Here is a 24,605-nt window from a genome sequence, read left to right as displayed (position 1 = left end):
CGCGGCCACCTGCGACCTTACCTGCAACGATTTCTCGTTTGACTGCCGGCGGGCGTTACTTCCTGGCGCCGTCGTGGGCTGGCAGTCTTTTTTTGAGAGCTGGATATGAACCGATTTTCACGCGCCGCCGCCGGCGCACTGGCGGCTGCCACAGTCAGCCTGCTGATGGCGGCACCAGCCCAGGCGGCCCCGTTTGCCGACCCGCTCGACACCCCCGCCACGGCCAGCGCGCTGGCGCCACGCGCGCTGCTCAATGGCCTGGCCCAGGCCGGCAAACGCATTGTCGCCGTCGGCCAGCGCGGCCACGTGCTGTACTCGGACGATCAGGGCGGCCACTGGACCCAGGCCCGCGTGCCCGTATCGACCGACCTGGTGGCGCTGGTGTTCGCCACGCAGCGCGAAGGCTGGGCCGTGGGTCACGATGGCGTGGTGCTGCACAGCGCTGACGCGGGCGCCACCTGGGAGCGCCAGTTCGACGGCCGCAGGGACGCCGAGGTGGGCGACAAGCCGCTGCTCGACATCTGGTTCGATGAACATGGCCACGGCCTGGCCGTGGGCGCGTTCGGCCTGGCGCTGCGCAGCGACGATGGCGGCAAGAGCTGGCAGCACTGGGAAAGCCATCTGGACAACCCCAAGGCGCTGCACCTGAACGCGATCCGCGCCGTGGGCGGCGAACTGTATATCGTGGGCGAACAGGGCCTGATCCTGAAGCGTGGCGCCGACGGCGAGCGCTTCGATGCCGTGCCTTCGCCTTACCAGGGCAGCTTCTTCGGCGTCACCGGCAGCAAGGACAGCCTGCTGGTGTTCGGCTTGCGCGGCACGGCCCTGCGCAGCGCCGACGGCGGCAAGCACTGGGAACGCGCCAATACGGGTACCCAGACCGGCTTGACGGCCGGCCTGGCGCTGGCCGACGGTTCGCTGCTGCTGGTGAGCCAGTCCGGCCAGCTGCTGCGCAGCGCCGACGGCGGCGCCACGTTCCAGGCCCAGCCCCAGGTCAAGCCGGGGCCGGCGTCGGCCGCACTGGTGGCCGCGCCGGGCCAGTTGCTGATCGCGGGCGCGCGCGGTGCGCGCTTGCAGGCACTGGCCACGAAGTAGACGCACCGACTGATCACGAACCGATCACGAAACCCATAAGCAGACCAGAGCCGGGCATACCTGGCCGACCAACATAACGAGGAACGAGACAATGGACATGTCAACCGACGGCATCGACACCATGCCGGTGGTGCGCGATCTGGCGCATTTCGACCAGCGCTCCGGCAACCTGCTGGAACGGCTGGTGTTCAACAACCGGCTGTGGATGATCGTGCTGTGCGCGCTCGTCACGCTGGTGCTGGGCGCTCTGGCGGCAACCCGGCTGCACCTGAACGCCAGCTTCGAGAAGATGCTGCCGCAGGGCCAGCCCTACATCCAGAACTACCTGCACAACAAGGACGCCCTGCGCGGCCTCGGTAACTCGCTGCGGGTGGTGGTGGAGAACCCGCAGGGTGACATTTTCGATCCGCGCTACCTGGAAGCGCTCAAGCAGGTCAACGATGAACTGTTCCTCACGCCGGGCGTGGACCGGGCCTGGATGAAGTCCATGTGGACCCCGTCCGTGCGCTGGAACGAGGTGACGGAGGAGGGCTTCCAGGGCGGGCCCGTGATGCCCGACGGGTACGACGGCTCGCCGCGCAGCGTGGAACAGCTCAAGATCAACATCGCCCGTTCCGGCATCGTGGGCAGCCTGGTGGGCAATAACTTCAAGTCCACCATGATCTTCGTGCCGCTGCTGGACAAGGACCCGGCCACCGGCAAGGCGATCGACTATTCGGCGCTGGCGCACGCCATCGACAAGACGGTGCAGGCACGATCAAGCGGCGCCTATCCGGTGCGCATCCACGTGATCGGTTTCGCGGAGCTGATCGCCGAACTGCTGGCCGGCATGGCCAAGGTCATCATGTACTTCGGCGTGGCCGCGCTGGTGGCCACGGGCGTGATCTTCGCCTACACCCGCTGCGTGCGCTCCACCGTGCTGGTGGTGGCCTGCTCGCTGGTGGCCGTGCTGTGGCAACTGGGGCTGGTGGCCGCCTTCGGCTTCGAGCTGGACCCGTTCTCCATCCTGGTGCCGTTCCTCGTGTTCGCCATCGGCGTGTCGCACGGCGCCCAGAAAATGAACGGCATCATGCAGGACGTGGGCCGCGGCACGCATTTGCTGGTGGCGGCCCGCTACACGTTCCGGCGCCTGTTCCTGGCCGGCCTGACGGCGCTCTTGGCCGACGCCGTCGGCTTCGCCGTGCTGATGACGATCGACATTCCCGTGATCCGCGATCTGGCCATGACGGCTTCCATCGGCGTGGCCGTGCTGATCTTCACCAATTTGCTGCTGCTGCCCGTGCTGCTGTCCTATGTGGGTGTCTCCTCCGCTGCCGCCAGGCGCTGCATCCGCGAGGAGCACGACGAGGAAACGGGCCATGGCCTGGGCAAGCTGTGGCTGATGCTGGACCATTTCACCGAGCCGCGCTGGGCCGGCATCACGGTGGCTGTCGCGCTGGCGCTGGCCGTGGGCGGCTTCATCGTCAGCACCAACCTGAAGATCGGCGACCTCGATCCGGGTGCGCCCGAGCTGCGCGCCGAATCGCGCTACAACCGCGACAACGCCTACATCACGGCCAACTATTCGCTGTCGTCCGACCAGTTCGCGGTGATGATCAAGACCGCGCCAGAAGGCTGCCTCAAATACGAAACCCTGATCGAGGCGGATCGCCTGGCCTGGGCCTTGCAGCAGGTGCCGGGCGTGCAGACCACCGTGTCGCTGGCCGACGCCGTGCGCCAGGTCACGGCCGGCACCTCCGAGGGCAGCCCTAAATGGCTGACCATCTCGCGCAACCAGGACGTGCTCAATTACGGCGCCCAGCAGGCTTCCGTCAACAATCCTGACCTGTTCGACCGTGGCTGCTCGCTGATGCCCGTGATCGCCTACCTGGCCGACCACAAGGCCGAAACGCTGGAGCGCGTGGTGCAGGCGGCCGACGCCTTCGCCCAGGCGCATAACACGCCCGGGCGCCAGTTCCTGCTGGCCGCCGGCAGCGCCGGCATCGAGGCCGCCACCAACATCGTGGTGCGCGAGGCCAACCACAAGATGCTGCTGTACGTGTACGCGGCCGTGATCGTGCTGTGCTTCGTCACCTTCCGCAGCTGGCGCGCCGTGCTGGTGGCCGTGCTGCCGCTGGTGCTCACCTCCATCCTGTGCGAGGCGCTGATGGTCATGCTGGGCATGGGCGTGAAAGTGGCCACGCTGCCCGTGATCGCGCTCGGCGTTGGTATCGGCGTGGACTACGCGCTGTACCTGGTGTCGGTGCAACTGGTGCAGCAGCGCCAGGGCCAGTCGCTGGCCGAAGCCTACCGCCACGCGCTGCAGTTCACCGGCAAGGTGGTGGCGCTGGTGGGCGTGACGCTGGCCGCCGGCGTGGTGTGCTGGGCCTGGTCGCCGATCAAGTTCCAGGCCGACATGGGCATCCTGCTCACCTTCATGTTCACGCTCAACATGATCGGCGCGCTGGTGCTGGTGCCCGCGCTGTCGCACTTCCTGCTGCGTAAGGCGTAATGCCGCCTGATACCTCATCCCATTGCGGCATGAGCGCGCCGCCGGAGCCGGCCCTGGTGGCCGAGCTGCGGCGGCTGCGGGCGGCGGGCGCCTCGTTCGGCGCCATCGCCGCCGCCATGAACCGCCGCGGCCTGCGCGGACGCATGGGCGGGCGCTGGTTCCCGGCCACGGTGCGCCAGTATCTGCTGCCATCGAGGCCCGCTGCCGCCACACAGAATTCAGTCAAATAAACCCAAGGAGTCTGCAATGCTAGGCCTGATGCAACATCAATCGTTGCTGGTGTCTTCGCTGATCGAACACGCCTGTCTCAACCACCCCGAACGCGAGGTCGTCTCGCGCTCCAGCGAGGGGCCGCTGCAGCGCAGCACCTACGGCTCCGTGGCGCGGCGTTCGCGCCAGATGGCCAACGCGCTGACCCGCCTCGGCGTGCAGCCCGGCGAACGGGTGGCCACGCTGGCCTGGAACGGCTACCGCCACATGGAGCTGTACTACGCCGTCTCCGGCATGGGCGCCGTGCTGCACACCATCAATCCGCGCCTGTTCGCCGAGCAGATCACCTACATCGCCAACCATGCGCAGGACCAGTACCTGTTCTTCGATATCGGCTTCGCCGCCCTGATCGAGCAACTGGCGCCCACCATGCCGGGCGTGAAGGGCTTCATCGCCATGACGGACCGTGCCCACATGCCGGACGCGAACATCCCCAACCTGCTGTGCTACGAAGAGCTGATCGCCGGCGAGAGCGAGCAATACGCCTGGCCCGAGTTCGACGAAAACAGCGCCGCCACCCTGTGCTACACCTCCGGCACCACGGGCCACCCTAAGGGCGTGCTGTATTCGCACCGCTCGACGGTGCTGCACGCGATGGCCGTGTGCAGCACGGACGGCCTGGCCGTGTCGGCCGCCGACTCGGCGCTGGTGGTGGTGCCCATGTTCCATGTGAACGCGTGGGGCATGCCGTATGCGGGCGCGCTGTGCGGCGCCAAGCTGGTGCTGCCCGGCCCGCAGATGGACGGCAAGAGCATCTATGAGCTGATGCGCGACGAGCGCGTGACGCTGTCGCTGGGCGTGCCCACCGTGTGGCTGATGCTGTTCCGCCACGTGGAGACGCAGCAGCTGGACCCGCGCGCGGAACTGTGCATGACGCGCTGCGTGATCGGCGGCGCGGCGGCGCCGCTGTCGATGATCGAGCAGTTCGAGAACCGCTTCGGCGCCACCGTGATCCACGCCTGGGGCATGACGGAGATGTCGCCGCTGGGCACCGTGTGCAAGCTGCTGCCCAAGCACGCCGCACTGCCGGCCGCCGAGCGCCACAAGCTGCAGATGAAGCAGGGCAGGGCCGTATTCGGCGTGACGCTGAAGATCACGGACGACGACGGCAAAGCGCTGCCGCACGATGGCGTGGCGTTCGGCCACCTGAAAGTGCGCGGCCCGTGGATCGCCAGCGGCTACTTCGGCGGCGAAGGCGGCCAGGTGCTCGACGCCGAGGGCTATTTCGACACGGGCGACGTGGCCACCATCGACCCCGATGGCTACATGCTGATCACGGACCGCGCCAAGGACGTGATCAAGTCCGGCGGCGAGTGGATCTCGTCGATCGACCTGGAAAACGCGGCCATGGACCACCCGGACGTGGCCGAGGCGGCCGTGATCGGCATCGCCCATCCCACCTGGCAGGAACGCCCGCTGCTGGTGGCCGTGCGCAAGGCCGGCCGCGCGGTCACGCGCGACGAGCTGCTGTCGCACCTGGAGCGCCGGGTGGCCAAGTGGTGGCGCCCGGACGACGTGGTGTTCGTCGAGGAGTTGCCGCATACGGCCACGGGCAAGCTGCAGAAGATGAAGCTGCGCGAGATGTTCCGCGACTACCGCCTGCCGGGCCAGAACTGAAACCATCACCTGCTGGAGAAAATCATGACAACCAGACCAACCTTGCTGATCGTGCCCGGCCTGCGCGACCACGTGCCCGAACACTGGCAAACCTTGCTCCAGGCAGGTACGCCCGGCGCGCGCTCCGTGCCGCCGCTGACCGAAAATGGCCTGAGCTGTGCGGCCCGCGTGGACGCCATCGACCGGGCCCTGGCCGACATCGCCGGCCCCGTGATCCTGGTGGCCCACAGCGCCGGCGTGCTGATGGTGGCCCACTGGGCGGCCCGCCACAAGCGTCCCATTTTGGGCGCGCTGCTGGTCACGCCGCCGGACTTGGAGGCCAGCTGGCCGGCCAACTACCCGCAGCCGGACACGCTGCGCGAACACGGCTGGTCGCCGCTGCCGCGCACCCGGCTACCGTTCCCCAGCATCGTGGCCGCCAGCAGCAACGACCACCTGGCCACGCTGGAAGCCGTGCACCGCATGGCAGCCGACTGGGGCAGCCAGGTGGTGGAACTGGGCGCCGTCGGCCACATGAATCCGGCCGCCGGCTATGGCCCGTGGCCACGGGCCGAGGCGCTGATCGCGCAGGTGCAAGTTTTAGCGGCCTCTGTCGCCAAATGAAAAGTCACTGTCGCCCTATGCATGGTTGGGGCACTTTGCCCCGACTATACTGAAATCACAGTAAGCAAGGCAGCACCGGCTGGCGCCACGCGTCGGCGCAACAACAAACCTGAGGAGAAGAACATGGCAAAAGCAGTGCGTTTCAATGCGACCGGCGGGCCGGAAGTACTGTACCTGGACGATGTGGAAGTGGGCCTGCCGGGTCCCGGTGAAGTGCGCGTGCGCCATGTGGCGGTGGGCCTGAACTACGCCGACACCTACTTCCGCAACGGCACCTACCCGGTCCCGCTGCCCAATGGCATCGGCGTGGAAGCGGCCGGCGTGGTGGTGGCGCTGGGCGAGGGCGTGACGGGCCTGGCGCTGGGCGACCGCGTGACCTACACGGGCTTCCTCAACACCCTGGGCGCCTACAGCACCGAGCGCGTGATCTCGGCCGCGCCGCTGATCAAGCTGCCCGAAACCATCGCCTTCGAGACGGCGGCCGCCATGACCATGCGCGGCCTGACGTCGGCCTACCTGATGCGCTGCATCCACGACTTCAAGGCCGGCGACACGGTGCTGCTGCACGCGGCCGCCGGTGGCGTGGGCCTGATCGTGTCGCAATGGGCCAAGCTGCTGGGCCTGACCGTGATCGGCACCGTGTCCACGGCCGCCAAGGCCGAGATGGCGATCATGCACGGCTGCGACCACGTGATCAACTACAGCAACGAGGACGTGGCCAGGCGCGTGCGCGAGATCACCAACGGCCGCGGCGTGGACGTGGTGTTCGACAGCGTGGGCAAGAACACCTTCATGTCTTCGCTCGATTCGTTGCGCAAGCGCGGCCTGATGGTGTGTGTGGGCACGGCCTCCGGCCCGATCCCGCCGTTCGATCCGGTGCTGCTGGCCATGAAAGGCTCGCTGTTCCTGACCCGTCCCGCGCTGGCCGACTACATCGCCGACCCGGCCGAGAAGGCCGAACTGGCGGGCGAACTGTTCGACCACGTGGGCGCCGGCCGCATCAGGATCGAGATCAACCAGTACTACCCGCTGGCCGACGCGGTCCAGGCGCACCGCGACCTGGAATCGCGCAAGACCACCGGTTCGTCCATTTTCGTGATCTGAGGAGTACGCCATGCGAGTGGAACAACTGACCTGCGCCATTGGCGCCGAGCTGTCGGGCATCAGGCTGGAACAAGCCATCCATGACGACGGCCTGTTCGCCGAACTGCGGACGCTGCTGCTCAGGCACCGCGTGCTGTTCCTGCGCGACCAGGACTTCAGCCGCGCCGAACACGTGGCCTTCGCGCGCCGCTTCGGTGAGCTGGAAGACCATCCCGTGGCCGGCAGCGACCCGGAAAACCCCGGCCTGGTGCGCATCTACAAGAACCCGGACCAGCCCAACGACCGCTACGAGAACGCCTGGCACGCCGACACCACCTGGCGTGCCGCGCCACAGTTCGGCGCCGTGCTGCGCTGCATCGAGTGCCCGCCGGTCGGCGGTGACACCATGTGGGCCAATATGGCGCTGGCCTACGAGCGCTTGCCGGAAGACGTCAAGCAGAAGATCGAAGGCCTGCGCGCGCGCCACAGCATCGAGGCCAGCTTCGGCGCGGCCATGCCGATCGATCGCCGGCTGGCGCTCAAGGCGCAGTTCCCGGACGCCGAGCATCCCGTGGTGCGCACCCATCCCGAGACGGGTGAGAAGATCCTGTTCGTGAACGCGTTCACCACCCACATCACCAACTACCACACGCCGGACCGCGTGCGCTTCGGCCAGGACGCCAATCCGGGCGCGGGCAATCTGCTCAGCTACCTGATCAGCCAGGCCTATGTGCCCGAGTTCCAGGTGCGCTGGCGCTGGAAGCCGAACAGCGTGGCCATCTGGGACAACCGTTCGACCCAGCATTACGCCGTGATGGACTATCCGCCCTGCCACCGCAAGATGGAGCGCGCCGGCATCATCGGCGACATCCCGTTCTGAACATCACCCAATAAGAATACCGCACCATTTCATTAGGAGACCAGCATGCAATTTCTCGACGATTCCCTGCACCCCGAGAACCAGGACAAAGTAGTCATCACCGTGGCCCCGTACGGCCCGGAGTGGGCGCCGGAGGATTTCCCGGAAGACGTTCCCGTGACGATGGAAGAACAGATCCAGAAGGCCGTCGATTGCTACAACGCCGGCGCCACCGTGCTGCACCTGCACGTGCGCGAACTCGATGGCAAGGGCTCCAAGCGCCTGTCCAAGTTCAATGAGCTGATCGCCGGCGTGCGCGCCCGCGTGCCCGACATGATCATCCAGGTGGGCGGCTCGATCTCGTTCGCGCCGGAAGACGACGGCCAGGCCGCCAAGTGGCTCAGCGACGACACCCGCCACATGCTGGCCGAACTCGATCCCAAACCGGACCAGGTGACGGTGGCCATCAACACCACCCAGATGAACATCATGGAGTTGCTCTACCCCGAGTACCTGGCCGGTACCTCGCTGGCCTCGCCCGTGATGCACGCGGCCTACAGCGAAATGACGGTGCCGGCCGGCCCGGCCTGGGTCGAGGAACACCTGCGCCGCCTGCAGGCAGCCAACATCCAGCCGCACTTCCAGCTGACCGGCATGCACGCGCTGGAGACGCTGGACCGCCTGGTGCGCCGTGGCGTCTATCGCGGCCCGCTGAACCTGACCTGGATCGGCATCGGCGGCGGCTTCGACGGGCCCAACCCGTTCAACTTCATGGACTTCATCCGCCGCGCACCGGAAGGCGCCTGCATCACGGCCGAATCGCTGCTCAAGAACGTCTTGCCGTTCAACATGATGTCCATGGCCATGGGCTTCCACCCGCGTTGCGGCATCGAGGACACGCTGATCGGCCAGCACGGCCAGCGCATGACCTCCGTGCAGCAGATCGAGCAGTGCGTGCGCGTGGCCCGTGAACTGGGCCGCGAAGTGGCCAATGGCCAGGAGGCGCGCGCCATCTACAAGATCGGCGTGCAGTACAAGGATGCCGAGGAGACGCTGCGCATGAACGGCATGGCGCCCAACCGCCAGCCCGGCCAGAAGAACGTGCCGCTGCGAACCTGATCCCGCAACCGGGGCCGGTGCTGGTGTAGCATACCAGTGCCGGCCTTTTTTTCATCTCGTGAAACGGATTGAAGGCAGATCATGGCTTATCACACTCCCTCCGACGACGGCCTGGCCGACGATAATCCCAGCGTTCCGCGCTATTACGCGTGGCTCGTGTTCGCGCTGAGCTTTGGCCTGCTGATTTCCGACTACATGTCGCGCCAGGTACTCAACGCCGTGTTCCCCCTGTTGAAAGTGGAATGGCAGCTGAGCGACGCCCGCCTCGGGCTGTTGAGCGGCATCGTGGCCCTGATGGTGGGCTTGCTCACGTTCCCCCTGTCGCTGCTGGCCGACCGCTGGGGCAGGGTGCGCAGCCTGGCCCTGATGGCCGTGCTGTGGAGCCTGGCCACGCTCGGTTGCGGCCTGGCGCAGGACTATGGCCAGATGTTCGCGGCCCGCTTCCTGGTCGGCGTGGGCGAGGCGGCCTATGGCAGCGTGGGCATCGCCGTCGTGCTGTCCGTGTTCCCCAAGCATATGCGGGCCACGCTGACGGGCGCCTTCATGGCCGGCGGCATGTTCGGCTCCGTGCTGGGCATGGCGCTCGGTGGCGGCATCGCGGCCCACGTGGGCTGGCGCTGGGCGTTCGCCGGCATGGCCCTGTTCGGGCTGATGCTGGCCGTGCTGTACCCCATTATCGTCAAGGAAGGTCGCATCGCACCGCAAGGCGCGCAGGGGGCCCAAGGCGCGGCGCGCGGGCAGGGTAGGGCGGACGGCAAGCCGGCCCGCCTGCCGTTGGGCAGCCTGTTCGGCAGCCGTTCCGTGCGGGCCGCCTACGTGGGCAGCGGTTTGCAGCTGTTCGTGGGCGGCACCTTCATCGTCTGGATGCCCAGCTTCATGAACCGCTACTACGCCATGGGCGCCGACCGCGCCGGCGCCGGCGCGGCGGCCGTGGTGCTGGCCAGCGGCGCCGGCATGGTCTTGTGCGGGATGCTGAGCGACCGGCTGTGCCGCCATTCGCCGCCGCGCAAGATCACGCTGGCCATCGCCTACTGCCTGGGCAGCTGCCTGTTGCTGTCGGTGGCCTTCGCCATGGCGCCGGGCGCTTTGCAACTGGCCCTGATCGGTGCCGGCATGTTCCTGGCCGCCGGCACCACGGGGCCGGCCGGCGCCATGGTGGCCAACCTCACGCACCGTTCCATCCACGGTACGGCGTTCGCCACGCTGACGCTGGCCAACAACCTGCTGGGCCTTGCGCCCGGTCCGTTCCTGACGGGCGTGCTGGCCGACCACCTGGGCCTGGCCACGGCGTTCCAGCTGGTGCCGTTGCTGAGCATCGCGGCGGCCGCCGTGTTCTGGTACGCGCGCCGCCATTATGCGCACGACGCGCAATGCGCCGCCGCCGCGGCCAACGGCGTGCGTGCCGCAGCGATGGAGGTGCAGGCATGAAGCCCGTGCTGCATATCGAAGTGGGATTCGACGTGATCTGCCCATGGTGCCTGATCGGCATGCGCAACCTGCAGGCCGCCATCGCGCGCCTGCGCGCGTGCGCGCCCGAGGTGGCGGTGCATGTGCGTTGGCGCGGCGTGCAGTTGCTGCCCAACGTGCCTGCCGCTGGCTGGCCGTTCATGGAGTTCTACCGCCAGCGCCTGGGCGGCGACACGGCCGTGCGCCGGCGCCAGGCCCAGGTCAGCGAGGCGGCAGCTGCCGCCGGGGTCCAGATCGACTACCAGCGCATCCGCAACATGCCCAACACGGCAGACGCGCACCGCCTGCTGCAACACGCGGCGCGCAACGGCAGCGCGGCCCAGCGTGACGCGCTGCTGGAACGGCTGTTGACCGGCTACTTCCAGCGCGGCGAGGACGTCGGCGACCCGGCCGTGCTGCTCACGCACGGCCTGGCCTGTGGCATGGCGCGGGCCGACATCGCGCCGCTGATGCTGGGCGCGGCCGTGCCGTTCCAGGCCGACGGCGTGGGCAATGGCAATGGCGGCGTGCCGTACTACGTCGTCAATGGCAAGCTGGTGGCGAGCGGCGCGCAGCCGCCCGAAGTGCTGCTGGCGGCCATGCTGGCCGCGCTGGAACCGGCCGACGCGGTGGCGCCATGAGCCGGCGCATGGCGCTGGCGGCGCAGCAGCTGCCGCCGGACGGCGGGCGCGCCATCCTGCGCGTGGACGGCCGCTGCCTGCTGCTGTTCCATGTGGATGGTGCTTACCACGCCATCGAGGACGGCTGCCCCCACCAGGGGGCGTCACTGGCCGGCGGCAAGCTCGAAGGCATGTACATACGCTGTCCGGCGCATGGCCTGCGCTTCCACCTGGGCACGGGTTGCCTGGCTAACGTGCCTGAGATGAAGGTGGCGGTTTATCCCATCACAATTGAAGCGGACGGCGTCTACCTGACGCTGCCCGGCGAGGAGAGCGCAGCGTGATTTCCCCCTTTTTTGCAGGCTTGAACGCGCGCGTGCGCGTGCTGGCGCCGGGCTTCATCGTCAGCGCCATGGTGGCGGCGGCGGCCAGTTTCCTGTCTGAGCATTACGGCGCGCCCGTGATGCTGTTCGCGCTGCTGCTGGGCATGGCGCTCAACTTCCTGTCCGGCGAAGGGCAGTGCAAGCCGGGGATCGAATACACGGCCCGCACCATCTTGCGCCTGGGCGTGGCGCTGCTGGGATTGCGGCTCACGCTGTCGCAGATCGCGGCCCTGGGCTGGAAGCCGGTGGTGCTGGTGGTGGTGGTCGTCACGGTCACCATCCTGGTGTCGGTGCTGGTGGCCAGGTTGCTCGGCTTTAACCAGCTGTTTGGCATGCTGACGGGCGGCGCCACTGCCATTTGCGGCGCTTCCGCCGCGCTGGCGCTGGCGGCCGCGCTGCCGGCCCATGAACAGAAGGAGAAGGCCACACTGTTCACGGTGATCTGCGTGTCGGCCCTGTCAACGACGGCCATGATCGCCTATCCGATGATCGCCAGCTTCTTCTCGTTGTCGCCGTTGCAGGCCGGCGTATTCCTGGGCGGGACCATCCACGACGTGGCGCAGGTGGTGGGCGCCGGCTACAGCATGTCGCGCGAGACGGGTGACGCGGCCACGGTCGTCAAGCTGATGCGGGTGGCCATGCTGCTGCCCGTGATCCTGTGCGCGGCCCTGATCACGCGGGCCCAGGGAGCGCAGGCGGGCAGCGCGCGCCCGCCGCTGCTGCCCGGTTTCGCGGTGGGCTTCTTCGTGCTGGCCTGTATCAACAGCACGGGCTGGGTGCCGGCCGTCGTGCAGCATGCGGGCAACGAGGCATCGCGCTGGGCGCTGGTGATCGCCATCAGCGCGCTGGGCATGAAGACGCAACTGAAGGAACTGGCCGCCGTCGGTATCAAGCCGATCGCGCTGATGGTGGGTGAGACCGTGTTCCTGGCCGCGCTGGTGATGGTGCTGATGCGCTGGGCCACCTAAGAAAAGTCCGACAAGAAAAATCGGGGACGTACCCCTATTTTCCCTGGCGGGAAAATAGGGGTACGTCCCCGATTTTTCTTGCCGGCACTTAGACGGGTGGCTGGTAGGGCTTGCCGTGCTTGCCGCGCCAGGCGGCGGGCGTTTCGCTGAACTGGCTGGCGAACCAGCGCGTGAAGCTGCTGGGCAGCGAGTAGCCCAGCAGGTCGCCAATGCGCGCCAGCGAGTAGCTGGGGTTGTTCATGTAGCGTTGCACCAGCTCGCGCCGCACTTCGTTGATCAAGTCGCTGAAGTTGGCGTCGCATTCGCCCAGCCGGCGCTGCAGCGTGCGCACGTTCATGCCCAGTGCCTGCGCAATCTGTTCGATCGTGGCGCGTCCCATCGGCAGCAGCAAATAGATGGCCTTGCGCACTTCGTGCGGGATGGACGGTTCGCCCCGGTCCTGCAGCGAGTCGACGAAGCGCTGCGCGTAGCGGGCCATGGCCGGGTCGGCGTTCGGATTGGGCGCGTCGAAGTTGGCGGCCGGGCAGGCGATGCCGTTGAATTCGGCGCCGAACTGCACGTGGCAGCCGAACAGGCGCCGGTGCAGCCGCAAGTCGTCCGGCGCGTCGTGCGTGAAGTTGACGCTGACGGGCCGCCAGTGCTGCCCCAGCAAGGTGGCGCACATGCGCGCCATCACGCCGATGGCCAGTTCGTTGGACTGGCGGCATGGCACCGGCTCGTCGTTGACCACTTCCTCGCGGATGATCACCAGGTCGCCCGCTTCCTCCACGTACAGCGCCAATGAACGGTTCAGCAGGTGGCGGTACTGCACCAGCACCTGCAGCGCGTCGCGCAGCGTGGGCTGGTGCGTCAGCAGCAGGCTGACGGCGCCCAGGTCGGAAAACTGGCGTGATTCGGCCATGCGCAGGCCGAACGTCTGGCAGCCGCTGTCGGCCGCTGAATTTTCCAGCAATTGCACGGCGCTGCTGATGGGGATGGGCTGCTCGGGGTCCTGCAGCATCTTGCGGTTCAAGCCGACCCTGGCCAGTTCGGCTTGCGGGTTCAGGCCCAGGTGCTGGGCCACTTCCAGGTAGTTGGTCAGTACGGCGGCGCGAACCAGGGTGGGCATGCTCGGGTGTTTCCTTCGATGGGACGGACGGCGCGCCGGCGGCGCGCGCGGCCCCCGTGAGGGCCGACACCGATTGTAGGGGCTTACGTTAGCGCATGCAATGCACTGTACGCATGGCGCGACAGCGCAAGCGAAATATTCGCCTGCGTGCTAACGGCGCTTGACAATTGGTGTCAGGCACTGGCGCCGGCGCTCAGCCCTGACCCGGCTGTGCGTTGACGATCAACTGGTACAAACGCGCGAAATTGTTCTGGATCGGCGCGCCCGTGAGCGGGTCGCCGTTGGCGGAAAAGGCCAGGTCGATCACGATCCAGTCGGCCTCCGTCAGGTGGTGCAGCGCGGCCGGCAGCACCACGTCTTCCTCCAGCCGCATGTGCTCGAAGAAGAATTTGCCATATTCCTCGACCAGCAATCGCAGCGCCGGCAGCGCGGGCGCACCCTGGAACTCGTAGCGTGCCAGGGCATGTTCCAGTTCGCGCGTGAGGGTGGTGCCGCGCACGTGCTGGCGCGACAGTTCGTCGAGTGTGCTGTCGACGTCATGAGTGCGCTGGCGCAGGCGCGCGAACAGGTGTTCTTCTTCCTTGGGATGGTGGACCCGCTCCGGGTAATCGATCACGTACAGCAGCATGGCGCGCATCATCTTCAGGTCGGACGGCGCGTTGCCCTGGCCCAGCGTGCGCACGAATTGCTGCATGCTGTGGATCACGGCGGTCAGGTTGGTGTGTTCCTGCTGGATGATGCGAACGACATTTTCCTTGGGCGGCTTGGTGGTGTACATGGTCTTTTCCTTAGCCACAATACTTGAGCATACAAGGACTATAGGCCTGTCCAAGGCAAATTTATCTGATCCAGGTCAATCCGCACTTGCCCAGTTGTGCCAGGGTGGTGCGCGCCAGCCAGTCTGGCCGGGTACCGCGGGGCGGTGGCCATTGCGCTTCATGCCACAAAATTTCTTTCGGGCACAAAACTATTTTTTTTGTTGATACTTGCGTATCGCAAGTTGGACAGTCGTACCGAGGGAGCATCCTCCTTTATCGCCGGCGCTGCGCTGGCACAAGCAGAAATTCGATCCACGTCAATGCCTGTTGCTACGCCGTTGCAGGCGCGCCCACCGGTGACTTTTCGAGACAATTTTGCCGTACGGAATCCTCTAAGATCGCTGCATGTCGTCCGATTGGCTCAGCCCGCCAGGAAGCCGGGACGTGGATCGCAGTGTTCGGGAGATGAGCATGAAAATGCGTAACATGGGGGTCGCCACGCGGCTGGGCCTGGGCTTTGGTGTGGTGTCGCTGCTGCTGTTGGTCATCATCGGACTGGCGCTGGCCAGCATGGGCCAGATCCAGCAGCGGCTGGACGACATCACCAAGGTCAACGACGTGGAAACCAAGCTCGCCGCGGCCATGGACCTGACCGTGACGGAACGGGCGCTGGCCCTGCGCAACCTGATCCTGCTGAAGGAGGCCAAGGAGATCCAGATCGAGGTGGACCGGCTGGCGGCGCAAGCGAAGAAGTACGCGGCCGCGCAGGATAAACTGGGCCAGATGTTCACCATGCCCGGCACCTCGGCCGAGGAAAAGGAATTGCTGGACCAGATCCGCAAGCAGGGCCAGCTGGCCTTGCCCTTCATCGACAAGGCGGCCGCGCTGGCGCTGGAACAGAAGCAGGATGAGGCTTACCAGCTGCTGCGCTACCAGTTCCGTCCGGTGCAGAAGGCGTGGTGGGATTTGCTGCGCCAGCTGATCGCGGTGGAAGAGAAGCAGAATGACGTGGCCACCGCCGACGCGGCCAGCGCCTACGCGGCGGCGCGCAGCCAGATGCTGGTGATCGGCGCGCTGGCGCTGCTGGCCAGCGGGGTGGCGGCCGTGCTGATCACGCGCGGCATCGTGCGCCAGCTGGGCTGCGAGCCGGACGAAGCGGCCGCCATCGCCGGCCAGATCGCGGCCGGCAACCTGGCCATCCATATCGAGACCCGCGCAGGCGACGACCACAGCCTGCTGCATGCGATGAAGTCCATGCGCGACAGCCTGGCGCTGATCGTCAGCCAGGTCCACAGCAGCACGGAGACCATCGCCACGGCGGCCGGCCAGATCGCTTCGGGCAACCTGGACCTGTCTTCGCGCACCGAGCAGCAGGCCGGCACGCTGGAGGAGACAGCGTCCTCGATGGAGGAACTGACCAGCACCGTGCGCATCAACAGCGACCATGCGCGCGCCGCCAACGGGCTGGCCGTGTCGGCCTCCGACGTGGCCGTGCGCGGCGGCGCTGTGGTGGCCCAGGTGGTCGACACCATGGCCGCCATCGACCATTCCGCGCACAAGATCGGCGACATCATCGCCGTCATCGACGGCATCGCTTTCCAGACCAATATCCTGGCCCTGAACGCGGCCGTGGAAGCGGCACGGGCCGGCGAGCAGGGACGCGGCTTTGCCGTGGTGGCCACGGAAGTGCGCAACCTGGCGCAGCGTTCGGCCGCCGCCGCCAAGGAGATCAAGGAACTGGTGGGCGACTCGGTGAACAAGGTGGAGGCGGGCAACCGGCTGGTGGAGCAGGCTGGATCGACCATGCACGAGGTGGTCGACAGCGTGCGGCGCGTGACCGAGATCATGTCCGAGATCATGGCCGCCAGCCAGGAGCAGTCCAGCGGCATCGAGCAGATCAACCAGGCCGTGATGCAGATGGACTCTGTGACCCAGCAGAACGCGGCGCTGGTGGAGGAAGCCGCCGCCGCCGCCCAGGCCATGCGCGACCAGGCCAACAGCCTGACGGAAGTGGTGGGCATCTTCCGGCTGGAGGCCGAGGCGGGACGTGCGCTGCTGCCACCGGCGCCCACGCTGCAAGTGCTGCCCAAGCCGGTGGCGCCGGCCAGGACGGCCGCGGCCACCCGTGCCCCCGCGCCAGTGCCTGCCCCGGCACGGCGGGCGCTGGCCGCCAGCGGGGCGCGCCGTGCCGCCGCGACGGCCGACGACGAGTGGGAACAGTTCTGATCCGGGCGGTAACGGCAACCTCAAACGATAACGCCGGCCACCGTGCCGGCCAGGAGCGAACAATGAGCAAATTGGACAAACTGGACGCGCTGCTGCACACACCGGAAGCGGCGCCCGGCCAGACGCCCCATATTTACTGGCACGCGGGCCAGGTCACGGCCCAGGCGCGCATGGGTGGCGTGGGCCGGCGGGCGGCCACCGTGTGGCTGACGGGATTGAGTGGTGCCGGCAAGTCGACCCTGGCCTGCGCACTGGAGAAGATGCTGGTGGAGGCGGGCCGTCCGGCCTACGTGCTCGATGGCGACAACCTGCGCCATGGCCTGAATCGCGACCTCGGCTTCACGCCCGAAGACCGGCAGGAGAACATCCGCCGCAGCGCCGAAGTGGCGCGGCTGATGAACGACGCGGGCCTGATCGTGATCGCCGCCTTCATCTCGCCATTGCGGCGCGACCGCGAACAGGCGCGCGCCATCATCGGCGCCGACGATTTCATCGAGACCCATATCAGCACGCCGTGCGGCGTGTGCGAGGAGCGCGACCCCAAGGGCCTGTACCGCAAGGCCAGGGCCGGGCTGATCCCCGAATTCACGGGCATCTCGGCGCCGTACGAGGCGCCCGAGCAACCGGCCCTGACCATCGACACGGGCAGCATGCCGCTGGCGCAAGCGTGCGAACTGCTGTTCGAACACCTGGCCAAGCGCTACATTTAACCTGAGACCTTAGCCGCCATGACGCCGCCATCCTCTGCCCCCGCCGCCCGTTACGACGTCTTTAACGGCGACGCCGACGGCATCTGCGCGCTGCACCAGTTGCGGCTGGTGCGCCCCGCCGACGACGCCGTGCTGGTCACCGGCGTCAAGCGCGACATCGCGCTGCTGCGCCAGGTGCCCACCGGCGCCGGCCACGTCGTGGTGCTCGACATTTCGCTGGACGCCAACACGGCCGACCTGCGCCGCCTGCTCGATGGCGGCGCCAGCGTGGACTATTACGATCACCACGCGGCCGACGACGCGTTTGCCCATCCGGGCCTGCGCCTGCACTGGGACCCCACGCCCGACGTGTGCACCAGCATCCTGGTGGACCGCCAGTTGGGCGGGCGGCACCGGCGCTGGGCCGTGGTGGCCGCCTATGGCGACAACCTGATGGGCGTGGCCAGCGTGCTGGCGCGCGGCGCCGGCGTGCGCGAACAGGGCGCGGCCGCGCTGGCGCAACTGGGCCAGGTCATCAACTACAACGCCTACGGCGACAGCGTGGCCGACCTGCACCTCGCGCCCGTCGCCCTGTACCGTGCGCTGGCCCCGTATGCCGACCCGTTCCAGTTCATCGCCGACAGCGAGGAATACCGCGTGCTGTGCGCCGGCTACCATGACGATTGCGCGCGCCTGCAGGCACTGCGGCCACACTGGGAATGCAGCAGCGGCGCCGTCTACCTGCTGCCGGACGCACCCTGGGCACGCCGCACCAGCGGGGTGCTGGCCAACCGGCTGGCGGCGCAGCGTCCGGGCGCCTCGTTTGCGATCCTGGGCGAGCGCGCCGATGGCAGCTTCGTGGTCAGCGTGCGCTCGGGCATGCCGGGCACCTACAGCGCCTGTGACCTGTGCCGCCAATTCGACACGGGCGGCGGGCGTATGGCGGCGGCCGGCATCAACCGCCTGCCGGGAGCGCAGCTCGGTCAATTCATCGATGCATTCCGCCAGCATTTCGAGCTCGAAGGCATGGCCTGCCAGGCCGGCTAGCAGCGGCTTATCACGACTTTTTTCCGACACACCGTCCGTTCGCATGGAGAGAGCAATGAAGTCCGAACCACAAGCAGCCCAGGTGGGCAAGCGCCCGCGTCCCGTCATGATGATCCCGCTGCGCCGTTGCGGCAGCCATGCGTTGCGCCTGCGCCTGAACATGTCGCCGCAATTCTATTCGCCCTATCCGCTGCACATCGTGGACTTCATGCCGCTGTTGCCGCTGTATGGCGACCTGGCCGACGACCGCGCCTATTTCCGGCTGGTGGTGGACGTGGTGGGGTTGCAGGCCGTGAGCATGGTCAAGTGGCCGCAGCTGGTGTTCGATCCGGTCGAGATCTTCGAGACGCTGCGCAACCAGCCGCGCAGCGTGCACCGCGTGGTGTGGGAATTGTTGCTGCGTTCGGGCGAGGCGCAAGGGGCCCGCGTGGTGATGGACAAGTCGCTCGACAGCGTCCACTACGCGGCCGAGCTGATGGCGCTGCTGCCCGACATGCTGTTCGTGAACGTGGTACGCGACCCGCGCGCGCAGGTGGCGTCGATGAACCGCGCCATCATCCACGATTTCGACACCTTGCTCAACGCCCGCACCTGGCTGGCCGCGCACCGCGCCGCCGACGCCGTGATGCAGCGCTTCCCGCAGCGCGTGCTGACGATACGCTACGAGGACTTCCTGTCGCAACAACAGGCCACGCTGCAGGCGTTGTGCCACTTCATGGAGATCGACTTCCAGCCGGGCATGCTGGACGTAGCCCATTCGCAGGAAGCACGCCAGATATCGCAGTTGTCGGCCCTGTGGTCCTCGAACTGCTATGCGCCGATTCCGGCCAATGCGGACAAATTCAAGCAGCAGCTGTCGCTGGACGAGATCGGCGTGATCGAAACGATCACGGGCGAGTACATGAAGCGCTACGGCTACACGCCCATGACGCCGGGCGCCACCGTCATCACGCCGGCCATGGAAGCGCAGGCCAAGGTTCATTCGGATGCGGCGCGCGAGCAGGCATGGCACGACCTGGAGCACGACAACTTCCGCGACTTCGCCTTGCGCCGCTGCCGCGCCGACTACCTGGCCAAGCTGCGCGAGCGGCTGGAGCAGCAGGCCGGCCGTCCCGCAGTGGGCGGCGCCAGCACGCTGGCCGCGCTCGACCCGGCCGCGTTTGAGGTGACGGATTGACAAAACCGGGGACGTAACACGGTATTGACTGTTGGGAATATGGTGTTACGTCCCCGATTTTGCTGGGGGTTAACGCAGCGTTTCCGTCAGCACGCGGCCCTCGGCGGCCGCGGGCGGGCGCACGTGCAGCACATTGGCCAGCGTGGGCGCCAGGTCGACCACTTCCGCGTACTGGCCGTAGTAACCGGGCTTGATCCAGCGCTTACCCATGATCATCAGCGGCACGTTGGTGTCGTAGGCGTACGGCGAGCCGTGCGAGGTGCCCGTCGTGCCCGTGCCGAAGTACCAGTATGGCTTGGTGACCACCATCAGGTCGCCCGACGCTTCGCGGTTCCACGCGCGCCGCATCAGCGTGGCGATGCGGGTGCCGGCCACGGCGCCATGCTCGAACTGGCCGCGCGTGTAGACTTGCGCCACGCCAGCCTGCTGTTCGATGTAGCGGGCAGCCGTGTTCTCCACGTCCTCGCGGCGCAGGCCGCTCTTGTCGATCAGCGCGTAGTCCAGGTGCACATTGGGCAGCGACCACGCGTTCACCAGTCTGGCCTGGCCGTACTTCGCTTCCAGGTGCTGGTTCAGCGCGGCGACCAGCTTGTCGCCGTCCAGGCGCTGCGCGTCCAGGTGCTGGCCTTGCGCGAACTCGGGCACGTTGGGGAAGCCGTGATCGGCTGTCAGCACCACCAGCACGTTATCGAGGCCGATGCGCTTGTCGAGGTAGTTGAAGAAGCCGGCCAGCATGCGGTCCACCCGCTGCAGGTGGTCGTGCGACATCTTGCTCTCGGGGCCGAACGCGTGGTTCACGTAATCATGCGCCGACAGGCTCACGGCCAGCAGGTCCGGCACGCCGGCCGGATTGGCGCCCAGTTGTTCGCCTTCGATGGCGGCGCGCGCGAAGTCCAGCGTCAGCTCGTCGAGGAAGGGGCCGCTCTTGAGGCGCTTGTAGTAGCTCCCATCCAGTTCACCGCTTTCGCTGTAGTAGGCGAACGGGAAGCTGTTGCGCACGCCGGGCTTGGAGGGCGTCAGGCTGTCGGGGGCGTCGCCCGCGTAGGCGGCATCGGCCAGCAATGGCGTCCATGACTTGCCATAGTAGCGGTCCTGCGGCTTGCCGGCGTCGTAGCGCTGCACCCAGGCCGGGTGGCTTTGCATGTAGTAGGTGCTGCTGGCAAAGTCGCCCGTGCTTTCCATGTACATATAGGCCGTGCCCGTTTTCCCCGCCAGCAGGATGGCGCCCCGGTCCTTGCCCGACACGGCCACCACCTTGGCGCGGTTGCCGGTGGCGTAGCGCAGTTCGTCGCCCACCGTGCTCACGTGCAGGCGCGCGGGCGAGGTGCCGTCGTCGCTCCTGGTCGGCGCGCCGATGTAGTGGTAGTCGTGGTCTTCGGTGCAGTAGATCGACTGCTTGGTGACGGGGTCGATCCAGTTGTTGCCGATGATGCCGTGCTGGTAGGGGTAGGCGCCCGTCAGCACGGCGCTGTGGCCAACGGCCGTCACCGTCACGCCATGGGCCTGGTGGGCGTTGCTGAACCACGCGCCCTGGTCCATCAGCCGGCGCAGGCCGCCCTGGCCGAACTGGTCGCGGTAGCGCTGCACCTGCTCGTTGGGCAGGCCGTCCACCACCAGCACCACCACCAGTTTCGGTTGCGCCGACGTCGCTACAGGCGCGGCGGGCGTGGCGGGCGTGACGGCATGTGCGCTGAGCGCGCCGGCCAGGCAGCAGGCCAGCGCCAGGGGGCGCAGCAGGGGCAGGGAAGTGGACCGTTTCATCATCGTGTGCTCGTTATTCTGTTGTGTGAATGGAAGGCCGCGGCCGGGGCCGCGCGCCGGCAGCATCGTACATGATGAAAATGACAATTCCATGACACGGGGTGGTGCACGTTGTTTCATTTGAGCAACAATTCTAATACTGAAATCACAATATTGACATATTCCATTGTTAAACTAGTTGAACAAAAACGCACGCCCGTGCGCTTTATTTAATGGGGAAACAATGAAAAAGACTGGACTGATGGCCACTAGCCTGGCTCTGGCAACGTTGGCAACGATGGCGAGCGCACCCGCGCACGCCTGGCAGCAAGAAACCCACCGCCGCATCGTACTGGACGCGGTGACCTTCATGAAGAACAATCCGGGCAGCACCAACTACGACAAGCTGGTGGCGGGCGTGACCCGGGCCGGCTACACCATCGACCAGTTCGCGCAGGCCCTGGGCCAGGGCGCCTACGACGTGGACGATTTCGCCGACACCTACATCTGCGGCGCCACCACCGGCAACTGCCAGATGGCGCCCGTCTGGGGCCTGGGCTCGGGCATCGTCAAGTACACCTCGTACTGGCACTTCCAGAACCACACGGCCGGCAAGGACGTGCACGGCAATCCGTTCGGCGGCTACAACTACGCCAAGCTGACCGTGGCCGGCGACATCGACAACCTGGCCGCCAGCTGGTTGTATGGCGACTACCTCGACGACGGCGCCGGCGGCAACGGCGGCTGGTTCGGCGACGGCACCAAGTACAACAGCTACGGCCTGACGGAGGCGCACTACCGCTTTGGCGGCGTGTCGAGCAACAGCCAGTACGCCGACTTCGAAACCATGCCGTTCCAGCCGATCGACAACCTGGGCCAGTACTGGTTCCAGCAGTTCCTGGCGCAGCCGACGGCGCAAAGCCTGGGCTTCACGCTGCACACCACCGACCTGCTGCAGCCGCACCACACCTGGACCACCTCGGCCAACAACCACGCCTCGTGGGAGCAGTGGGTGCAGGACTACTACGACACCGAACACCTGAACGATCCGGCCCTGGTGGCGGCGGCCATGGCCGACTTCACGCCGGTGGCGCCAACGGCCGTCGATATCCGCCCGTTGTTGACCCAGGGCGGCACCTACTCGTACGCCAATGGCGGCATCGTGCTGTCGTCCACCGACCAGAATGACCGCCGCCGCGTGGGCCAGCAGATGATTCCCCATTCGATCGCGATGGTGGTGCATGTGCTGAACCGCGCCGCCGAGCGCCTGGCGAACTAAGCGCCATGACGATCCGGACCACAGGCTGGCGCGCGCGCGTGCTGGCAACGCCGTTGGCGGCCGCGCTGGCGCTGGCGCTCCCGCTGGCGCCCGCGCTGTTGCCATCGTCCGCGCAGGCGGCCGTGGCGTATCGCCTCAACGATCCCGCGCTGGCCGCGCGGATCGATGGCGCGCCGCTGCTGGCCTTCAGCGTGGATGCGCTGTGGCGCACGGCGCGCCAGGGGGACGCCAAGGCCAGCCGCAGCACGGCGCTGGAACAGGCCGTCGTCAACCGCCTGCTGGCCGGATCGGCGCGCAAGACCTATGGCGAGGCCGTGCTGTTCGCCGGCCAGCGCGTGGCCTTCGCGCATGACGTGATGGTGGACGACCAGCTGGTCGGCATGTTGCGTGGCCTGTACGGCAAGGAGCTGGAGCAGGCCATGCAGCGCCTGCCCGGCGCCAGCCTGGCCGGGCTGGTGACGGCGCAGCCGGCCATTGCTCCGGCCGCGCTGGACGCCGTGTTCGGCCGCCCCGGTCAGTTGCGCCTTGAGTACACGCTTGATGCCGAACAGCTGGCGCGCGCGCAGGACATCGTGGTGCTGCGCTACCAGTTGCCGCAAGGGCCGGCCGGCGCCATCACGCTGGCCGACGTCTACCGGCGCCAGAACGTGCAGGGCAGGGTGGCGCTGTTCTCGCGCCAGTCCGCGCACTTGCAGCAGCAGGCCAGGCTGGCGCTGGCGGCGCTGTACGTGCAGCACTGGAGCACCCAGCGCTTCGGCGCGGCCGCCGTGGCCGACCTGCGCCGCGTGCTCGACGAGCAGGACATCGTGCAGGCCTTGCAGCAGCTGCACGGCATCGGCAATGACATCGACGCGGCCAGTCCCGTCGTCAAACAGTTGGTGGCCCAGGTGAGCGGGGCCGAGATCGAAAACTATTACCGGCGCCACCGCGAGGAATTCCGCCGCATCGAGAAAGTGAAGGTGCGCCACATCCGCCTGCCGGACGAGCGCACGGCGCAGGCGGTGGCCGGCCAGTTGTCCGGCGGTGCCGATTTTGGCGCGCTGGCGCGCCGCTATTCGTCCGCTGCCGACAGCCAGACCGGCGGCGAACTGGGATGGCTGCAGCACAGCGGCACGCCCGACTGGCTGGCGCAGCTGGCGTTCGCGCAGGCCGAGGGCCAGCCTTCGCGCCCCATCCGCAGCCCGGTGGGGCCGAATGACAAAGCCGTGTGGGAGATCGTGCTGGTCGACCAGCGCGTGGAAGGCTACCAGGATCCCGCCTCCGAAACGGTGCGCTATGTGGCCGGCAACGCGGTGGCGCGCGAGAAGGCGGCGGCGCAACTGGCCGCGCTGCGCCAGCGCCTGCTGGGCGCGGCCCGTATCGACATCAACCGCGGCGTGCTGGATCAGCCGCTCCGTATTTTGGAGTCGCATTCATGAGGCGCCATATGATCCTGGCCGCCGTGGTGGCGGCCGTGGCGGCGGGTTGGCTGGCCTGGCCGTCCATCGCCCGCCAGGCGGGCGTCATGGGCGCAACCGACGCGCCGCCCGCGCGCGCGGTGGGCGCCGACGCGGGCGCGGGCGGCCGCCAGTGGTTCGAGGCCGTGCCGGAGCGCGACGCGCAAATGCAGCGGGTGCCGTTGACACCCGTCGACAGCAGCGGCTCCGCCTGGCTCAGCATGGCCGACGCGCGCGAGCATGGCGACCCGCGCACGCCGCCTTTGCAGCGCGACGAAGCGCGCACGCCACCGACGGCGGCGCAACTGGCCGATCCCAAGGCCTACCAGCAGTACCAGCAGGGGCAGCAATTGCGGGTACTGGGCGCGTTCGCGGACGCGGCGGCGGCCGAGCTGCCGCGCCTGCAGGCCGACGTGGAGCGGGGGCGGGCGGCCGGGGTGCCGGCGGAACAGATCGCCAAGGTGGAGGAGAAGATACGCCGCATTGAACAGCAGCGTCGCCTCATCCTGCGCGAGCACCCCGAACTGGCTGGCGCGGCCTCGCATTGACGTGAGGTGGTGTCGCCCGATTCCGGGCTATGCCTGTGCGTGC

Annotated in this window: 22 protein-coding genes; 19 read left to right on the top strand and 3 right to left on the bottom strand. The window is 67.5% G+C overall.

The features are described 5' to 3' along the window. The first annotated feature begins 105 nt into the window (after positions 1–105). The 12 genes from H3H36_RS04165 to H3H36_RS04110 all read left to right on the top strand — a co-directional run bounded on the left by H3H36_RS04165 (position 106) and on the right by H3H36_RS04110 (position 12,554). Positions 106–1,095, top strand: coding sequence for a WD40/YVTN/BNR-like repeat-containing protein (locus H3H36_RS04165; RefSeq protein WP_182214401.1), 990 nt, complete (start codon positions 106–108; stop codon positions 1,093–1,095). A 91-nt stretch (positions 1,096–1,186) separates the two neighbouring features. After that, complete coding sequence (locus H3H36_RS04160) at positions 1,187–3,586, top strand: efflux RND transporter permease subunit (protein WP_182214398.1); 2,400 nt, start codon at positions 1,187–1,189, stop codon at positions 3,584–3,586. Between the two features lie 29 nt (positions 3,587–3,615). Then, the gene (locus tag H3H36_RS04155) at positions 3,616–3,816 is read left to right on the top strand and encodes a recombinase family protein (protein ID WP_182214395.1); all 201 of its coding nucleotides are present in this window, start codon (positions 3,616–3,618) and stop codon (positions 3,814–3,816) included. Between the two features lie 16 nt (positions 3,817–3,832). Next, positions 3,833–5,473 (top strand): 3-(methylthio)propionyl-CoA ligase, encoded by a 1,641-nt coding sequence (locus H3H36_RS04150; RefSeq protein ID WP_182214392.1) that lies wholly within the window; start codon positions 3,833–3,835, stop codon positions 5,471–5,473. 24 nt (positions 5,474–5,497) lie between these two features. Further along, positions 5,498–6,076 carry an RBBP9/YdeN family alpha/beta hydrolase gene (locus H3H36_RS04145; RefSeq protein ID WP_220459642.1) on the top strand — a complete coding sequence of 193 codons (579 nt, stop codon included), beginning with the start codon at positions 5,498–5,500 and terminating at the stop codon, positions 6,074–6,076. A 123-nt stretch (positions 6,077–6,199) separates the two neighbouring features. Then, positions 6,200–7,180 (top strand): quinone oxidoreductase family protein, encoded by a 981-nt coding sequence (locus H3H36_RS04140; protein WP_182214390.1) that lies wholly within the window; start codon positions 6,200–6,202, stop codon positions 7,178–7,180. A gap of 10 nt (positions 7,181–7,190) precedes the next feature. After that, positions 7,191–8,039 carry a TauD/TfdA dioxygenase family protein gene (locus H3H36_RS04135; protein ID WP_182214388.1) on the top strand — a complete coding sequence of 283 codons (849 nt, stop codon included), beginning with the start codon at positions 7,191–7,193 and terminating at the stop codon, positions 8,037–8,039. A 45-nt stretch (positions 8,040–8,084) separates the two neighbouring features. Beyond that, on the top strand, positions 8,085–9,137 hold the full coding sequence (locus tag H3H36_RS04130; protein ID WP_182214385.1) for a beta-keto acid cleavage family enzyme: 1,053 nt from the start codon (positions 8,085–8,087) through the stop codon (positions 9,135–9,137). 81 nt (positions 9,138–9,218) lie between these two features. After that, positions 9,219–10,565 carry an MFS transporter gene (locus H3H36_RS04125; protein WP_182214382.1) on the top strand — a complete coding sequence of 449 codons (1,347 nt, stop codon included), beginning with the start codon at positions 9,219–9,221 and terminating at the stop codon, positions 10,563–10,565. Further along, on the top strand, positions 10,562–11,224 hold the full coding sequence (locus H3H36_RS04120; protein ID WP_182214380.1) for a DsbA family oxidoreductase: 663 nt from the start codon (positions 10,562–10,564) through the stop codon (positions 11,222–11,224). The genes H3H36_RS04125 and H3H36_RS04120 overlap by 4 nt, the downstream gene beginning before the upstream one ends. Further along, complete coding sequence (locus H3H36_RS04115) at positions 11,221–11,547, top strand: Rieske (2Fe-2S) protein (RefSeq protein WP_182214377.1); 327 nt, start codon at positions 11,221–11,223, stop codon at positions 11,545–11,547. The genes H3H36_RS04120 and H3H36_RS04115 overlap by 4 nt, the downstream gene beginning before the upstream one ends. Next, the gene (locus H3H36_RS04110; protein ID WP_311196570.1) at positions 11,544–12,554 is read left to right on the top strand and encodes a YeiH family protein; all 1,011 of its coding nucleotides are present in this window, start codon (positions 11,544–11,546) and stop codon (positions 12,552–12,554) included. Before H3H36_RS04115 ends, H3H36_RS04110 begins: the two co-directional genes overlap by 4 nt. Positions 12,555–12,642: 88 nt before the next feature. Here H3H36_RS04110 and H3H36_RS04105 read toward each other — a convergent pair whose 3' ends face one another. Together H3H36_RS04105 and H3H36_RS04100 are read right to left on the bottom strand one after the other, a co-directional pair. Then, on the bottom strand, positions 12,643–13,662 hold the full coding sequence (locus H3H36_RS04105; RefSeq protein WP_182214374.1) for an AraC family transcriptional regulator: 1,020 nt from the start codon (positions 13,660–13,662) through the stop codon (positions 12,643–12,645). 193 nt (positions 13,663–13,855) lie between these two features. Further along, positions 13,856–14,440, bottom strand: coding sequence for a hemerythrin domain-containing protein (locus H3H36_RS04100; protein ID WP_182214372.1), 585 nt, complete (start codon positions 14,438–14,440; stop codon positions 13,856–13,858). A gap of 451 nt (positions 14,441–14,891) precedes the next feature. Between H3H36_RS04100 and H3H36_RS04095 the strand changes: the two genes are divergently transcribed. From H3H36_RS04095 to H3H36_RS04080, 4 genes are all read left to right on the top strand, one after another. After that, on the top strand, positions 14,892–16,646 hold the full coding sequence (locus tag H3H36_RS04095; RefSeq protein ID WP_182214370.1) for a methyl-accepting chemotaxis protein: 1,755 nt from the start codon (positions 14,892–14,894) through the stop codon (positions 16,644–16,646). Positions 16,647–16,708: 62 nt separating this feature from the next. Beyond that, the gene (gene cysC / locus H3H36_RS04090; protein ID WP_182214368.1) at positions 16,709–17,356 is read left to right on the top strand and encodes an adenylyl-sulfate kinase; all 648 of its coding nucleotides are present in this window, start codon (positions 16,709–16,711) and stop codon (positions 17,354–17,356) included. Positions 17,357–17,374: 18 nt separating this feature from the next. After that, positions 17,375–18,382, top strand: coding sequence for a DHH family phosphoesterase (locus H3H36_RS04085; RefSeq protein WP_182214366.1), 1,008 nt, complete (start codon positions 17,375–17,377; stop codon positions 18,380–18,382). A gap of 55 nt (positions 18,383–18,437) precedes the next feature. Next, positions 18,438–19,559 (top strand): sulfotransferase family protein, encoded by a 1,122-nt coding sequence (locus H3H36_RS04080; RefSeq protein ID WP_229219721.1) that lies wholly within the window; start codon positions 18,438–18,440, stop codon positions 19,557–19,559. A gap of 69 nt (positions 19,560–19,628) precedes the next feature. Here H3H36_RS04080 and H3H36_RS04075 read toward each other — a convergent pair whose 3' ends face one another. Continuing rightward, the gene (locus H3H36_RS04075) at positions 19,629–21,323 is read right to left on the bottom strand and encodes an alkaline phosphatase family protein (protein WP_229219720.1); all 1,695 of its coding nucleotides are present in this window, start codon (positions 21,321–21,323) and stop codon (positions 19,629–19,631) included. A 274-nt stretch (positions 21,324–21,597) separates the two neighbouring features. Here H3H36_RS04075 and H3H36_RS04070 point away from each other — a divergent pair, with 274 nt between their 5' ends. From H3H36_RS04070 to H3H36_RS04060, 3 genes are read left to right on the top strand one after another with little or no spacing between them, the layout of a single operon-like run. Then, complete coding sequence (locus tag H3H36_RS04070) at positions 21,598–22,578, top strand: phospholipase C/P1 nuclease family protein (RefSeq protein WP_229219719.1); 981 nt, start codon at positions 21,598–21,600, stop codon at positions 22,576–22,578. A 5-nt stretch (positions 22,579–22,583) separates the two neighbouring features. Next, positions 22,584–23,996, top strand: a complete 1,413-nt coding sequence (locus H3H36_RS04065) for a peptidylprolyl isomerase (RefSeq protein WP_229219718.1) — start codon at positions 22,584–22,586, stop codon at positions 23,994–23,996. Then, the gene (locus H3H36_RS04060) at positions 23,993–24,562 is read left to right on the top strand and encodes a hypothetical protein (protein ID WP_182214360.1); all 570 of its coding nucleotides are present in this window, start codon (positions 23,993–23,995) and stop codon (positions 24,560–24,562) included. The genes H3H36_RS04065 and H3H36_RS04060 overlap by 4 nt, the downstream gene beginning before the upstream one ends. Positions 24,563–24,605: the final 43 nt, after the last annotated feature.

The organism is Rugamonas fusca (genome assembly GCF_014042365.1).
GTDB lineage: Bacteria > Pseudomonadota > Gammaproteobacteria > Burkholderiales > Burkholderiaceae_D > Rugamonas > Rugamonas fusca.
This window is presented reverse-complemented; position numbering and strand designations above follow the sequence as displayed.

Coding starts and splice junctions, on each gene's coding strand:
- cysC (WP_182214368.1), top strand. CDS start 16,709: ATGAGCAAATTGGACAAACTGGACGCGCTGCTGCACACACCGGAAGCG.
- H3H36_RS04100 (WP_182214372.1), bottom strand. CDS start 14,440: ATGTACACCACCAAGCCGCCCAAGGAAAATGTCGTTCGCATCATCCAG.
- H3H36_RS04115 (WP_182214377.1), top strand. CDS start 11,221: ATGAGCCGGCGCATGGCGCTGGCGGCGCAGCAGCTGCCGCCGGACGGC.
- H3H36_RS04145 (WP_220459642.1), top strand. CDS start 5,498: ATGACAACCAGACCAACCTTGCTGATCGTGCCCGGCCTGCGCGACCAC.
- H3H36_RS04060 (WP_182214360.1), top strand. CDS start 23,993: ATGAGGCGCCATATGATCCTGGCCGCCGTGGTGGCGGCCGTGGCGGCG.
- H3H36_RS04120 (WP_182214380.1), top strand. CDS start 10,562: ATGAAGCCCGTGCTGCATATCGAAGTGGGATTCGACGTGATCTGCCCA.
- H3H36_RS04135 (WP_182214388.1), top strand. CDS start 7,191: ATGCGAGTGGAACAACTGACCTGCGCCATTGGCGCCGAGCTGTCGGGC.
- H3H36_RS04105 (WP_182214374.1), bottom strand. CDS start 13,662: ATGCCCACCCTGGTTCGCGCCGCCGTACTGACCAACTACCTGGAAGTG.
- H3H36_RS04160 (WP_182214398.1), top strand. CDS start 1,187: ATGGACATGTCAACCGACGGCATCGACACCATGCCGGTGGTGCGCGAT.
- H3H36_RS04080 (WP_229219721.1), top strand. CDS start 18,438: ATGAAGTCCGAACCACAAGCAGCCCAGGTGGGCAAGCGCCCGCGTCCC.
- H3H36_RS04095 (WP_182214370.1), top strand. CDS start 14,892: ATGAAAATGCGTAACATGGGGGTCGCCACGCGGCTGGGCCTGGGCTTT.
- H3H36_RS04130 (WP_182214385.1), top strand. CDS start 8,085: ATGCAATTTCTCGACGATTCCCTGCACCCCGAGAACCAGGACAAAGTA.
- H3H36_RS04125 (WP_182214382.1), top strand. CDS start 9,219: ATGGCTTATCACACTCCCTCCGACGACGGCCTGGCCGACGATAATCCC.
- H3H36_RS04085 (WP_182214366.1), top strand. CDS start 17,375: ATGACGCCGCCATCCTCTGCCCCCGCCGCCCGTTACGACGTCTTTAAC.
- H3H36_RS04065 (WP_229219718.1), top strand. CDS start 22,584: ATGACGATCCGGACCACAGGCTGGCGCGCGCGCGTGCTGGCAACGCCG.
- H3H36_RS04165 (WP_182214401.1), top strand. CDS start 106: ATGAACCGATTTTCACGCGCCGCCGCCGGCGCACTGGCGGCTGCCACA.
- H3H36_RS04150 (WP_182214392.1), top strand. CDS start 3,833: ATGCTAGGCCTGATGCAACATCAATCGTTGCTGGTGTCTTCGCTGATC.
- H3H36_RS04075 (WP_229219720.1), bottom strand. CDS start 21,323: ATGATGAAACGGTCCACTTCCCTGCCCCTGCTGCGCCCCCTGGCGCTG.
- H3H36_RS04140 (WP_182214390.1), top strand. CDS start 6,200: ATGGCAAAAGCAGTGCGTTTCAATGCGACCGGCGGGCCGGAAGTACTG.
- H3H36_RS04155 (WP_182214395.1), top strand. CDS start 3,616: ATGAGCGCGCCGCCGGAGCCGGCCCTGGTGGCCGAGCTGCGGCGGCTG.
- H3H36_RS04070 (WP_229219719.1), top strand. CDS start 21,598: ATGGCGAGCGCACCCGCGCACGCCTGGCAGCAAGAAACCCACCGCCGC.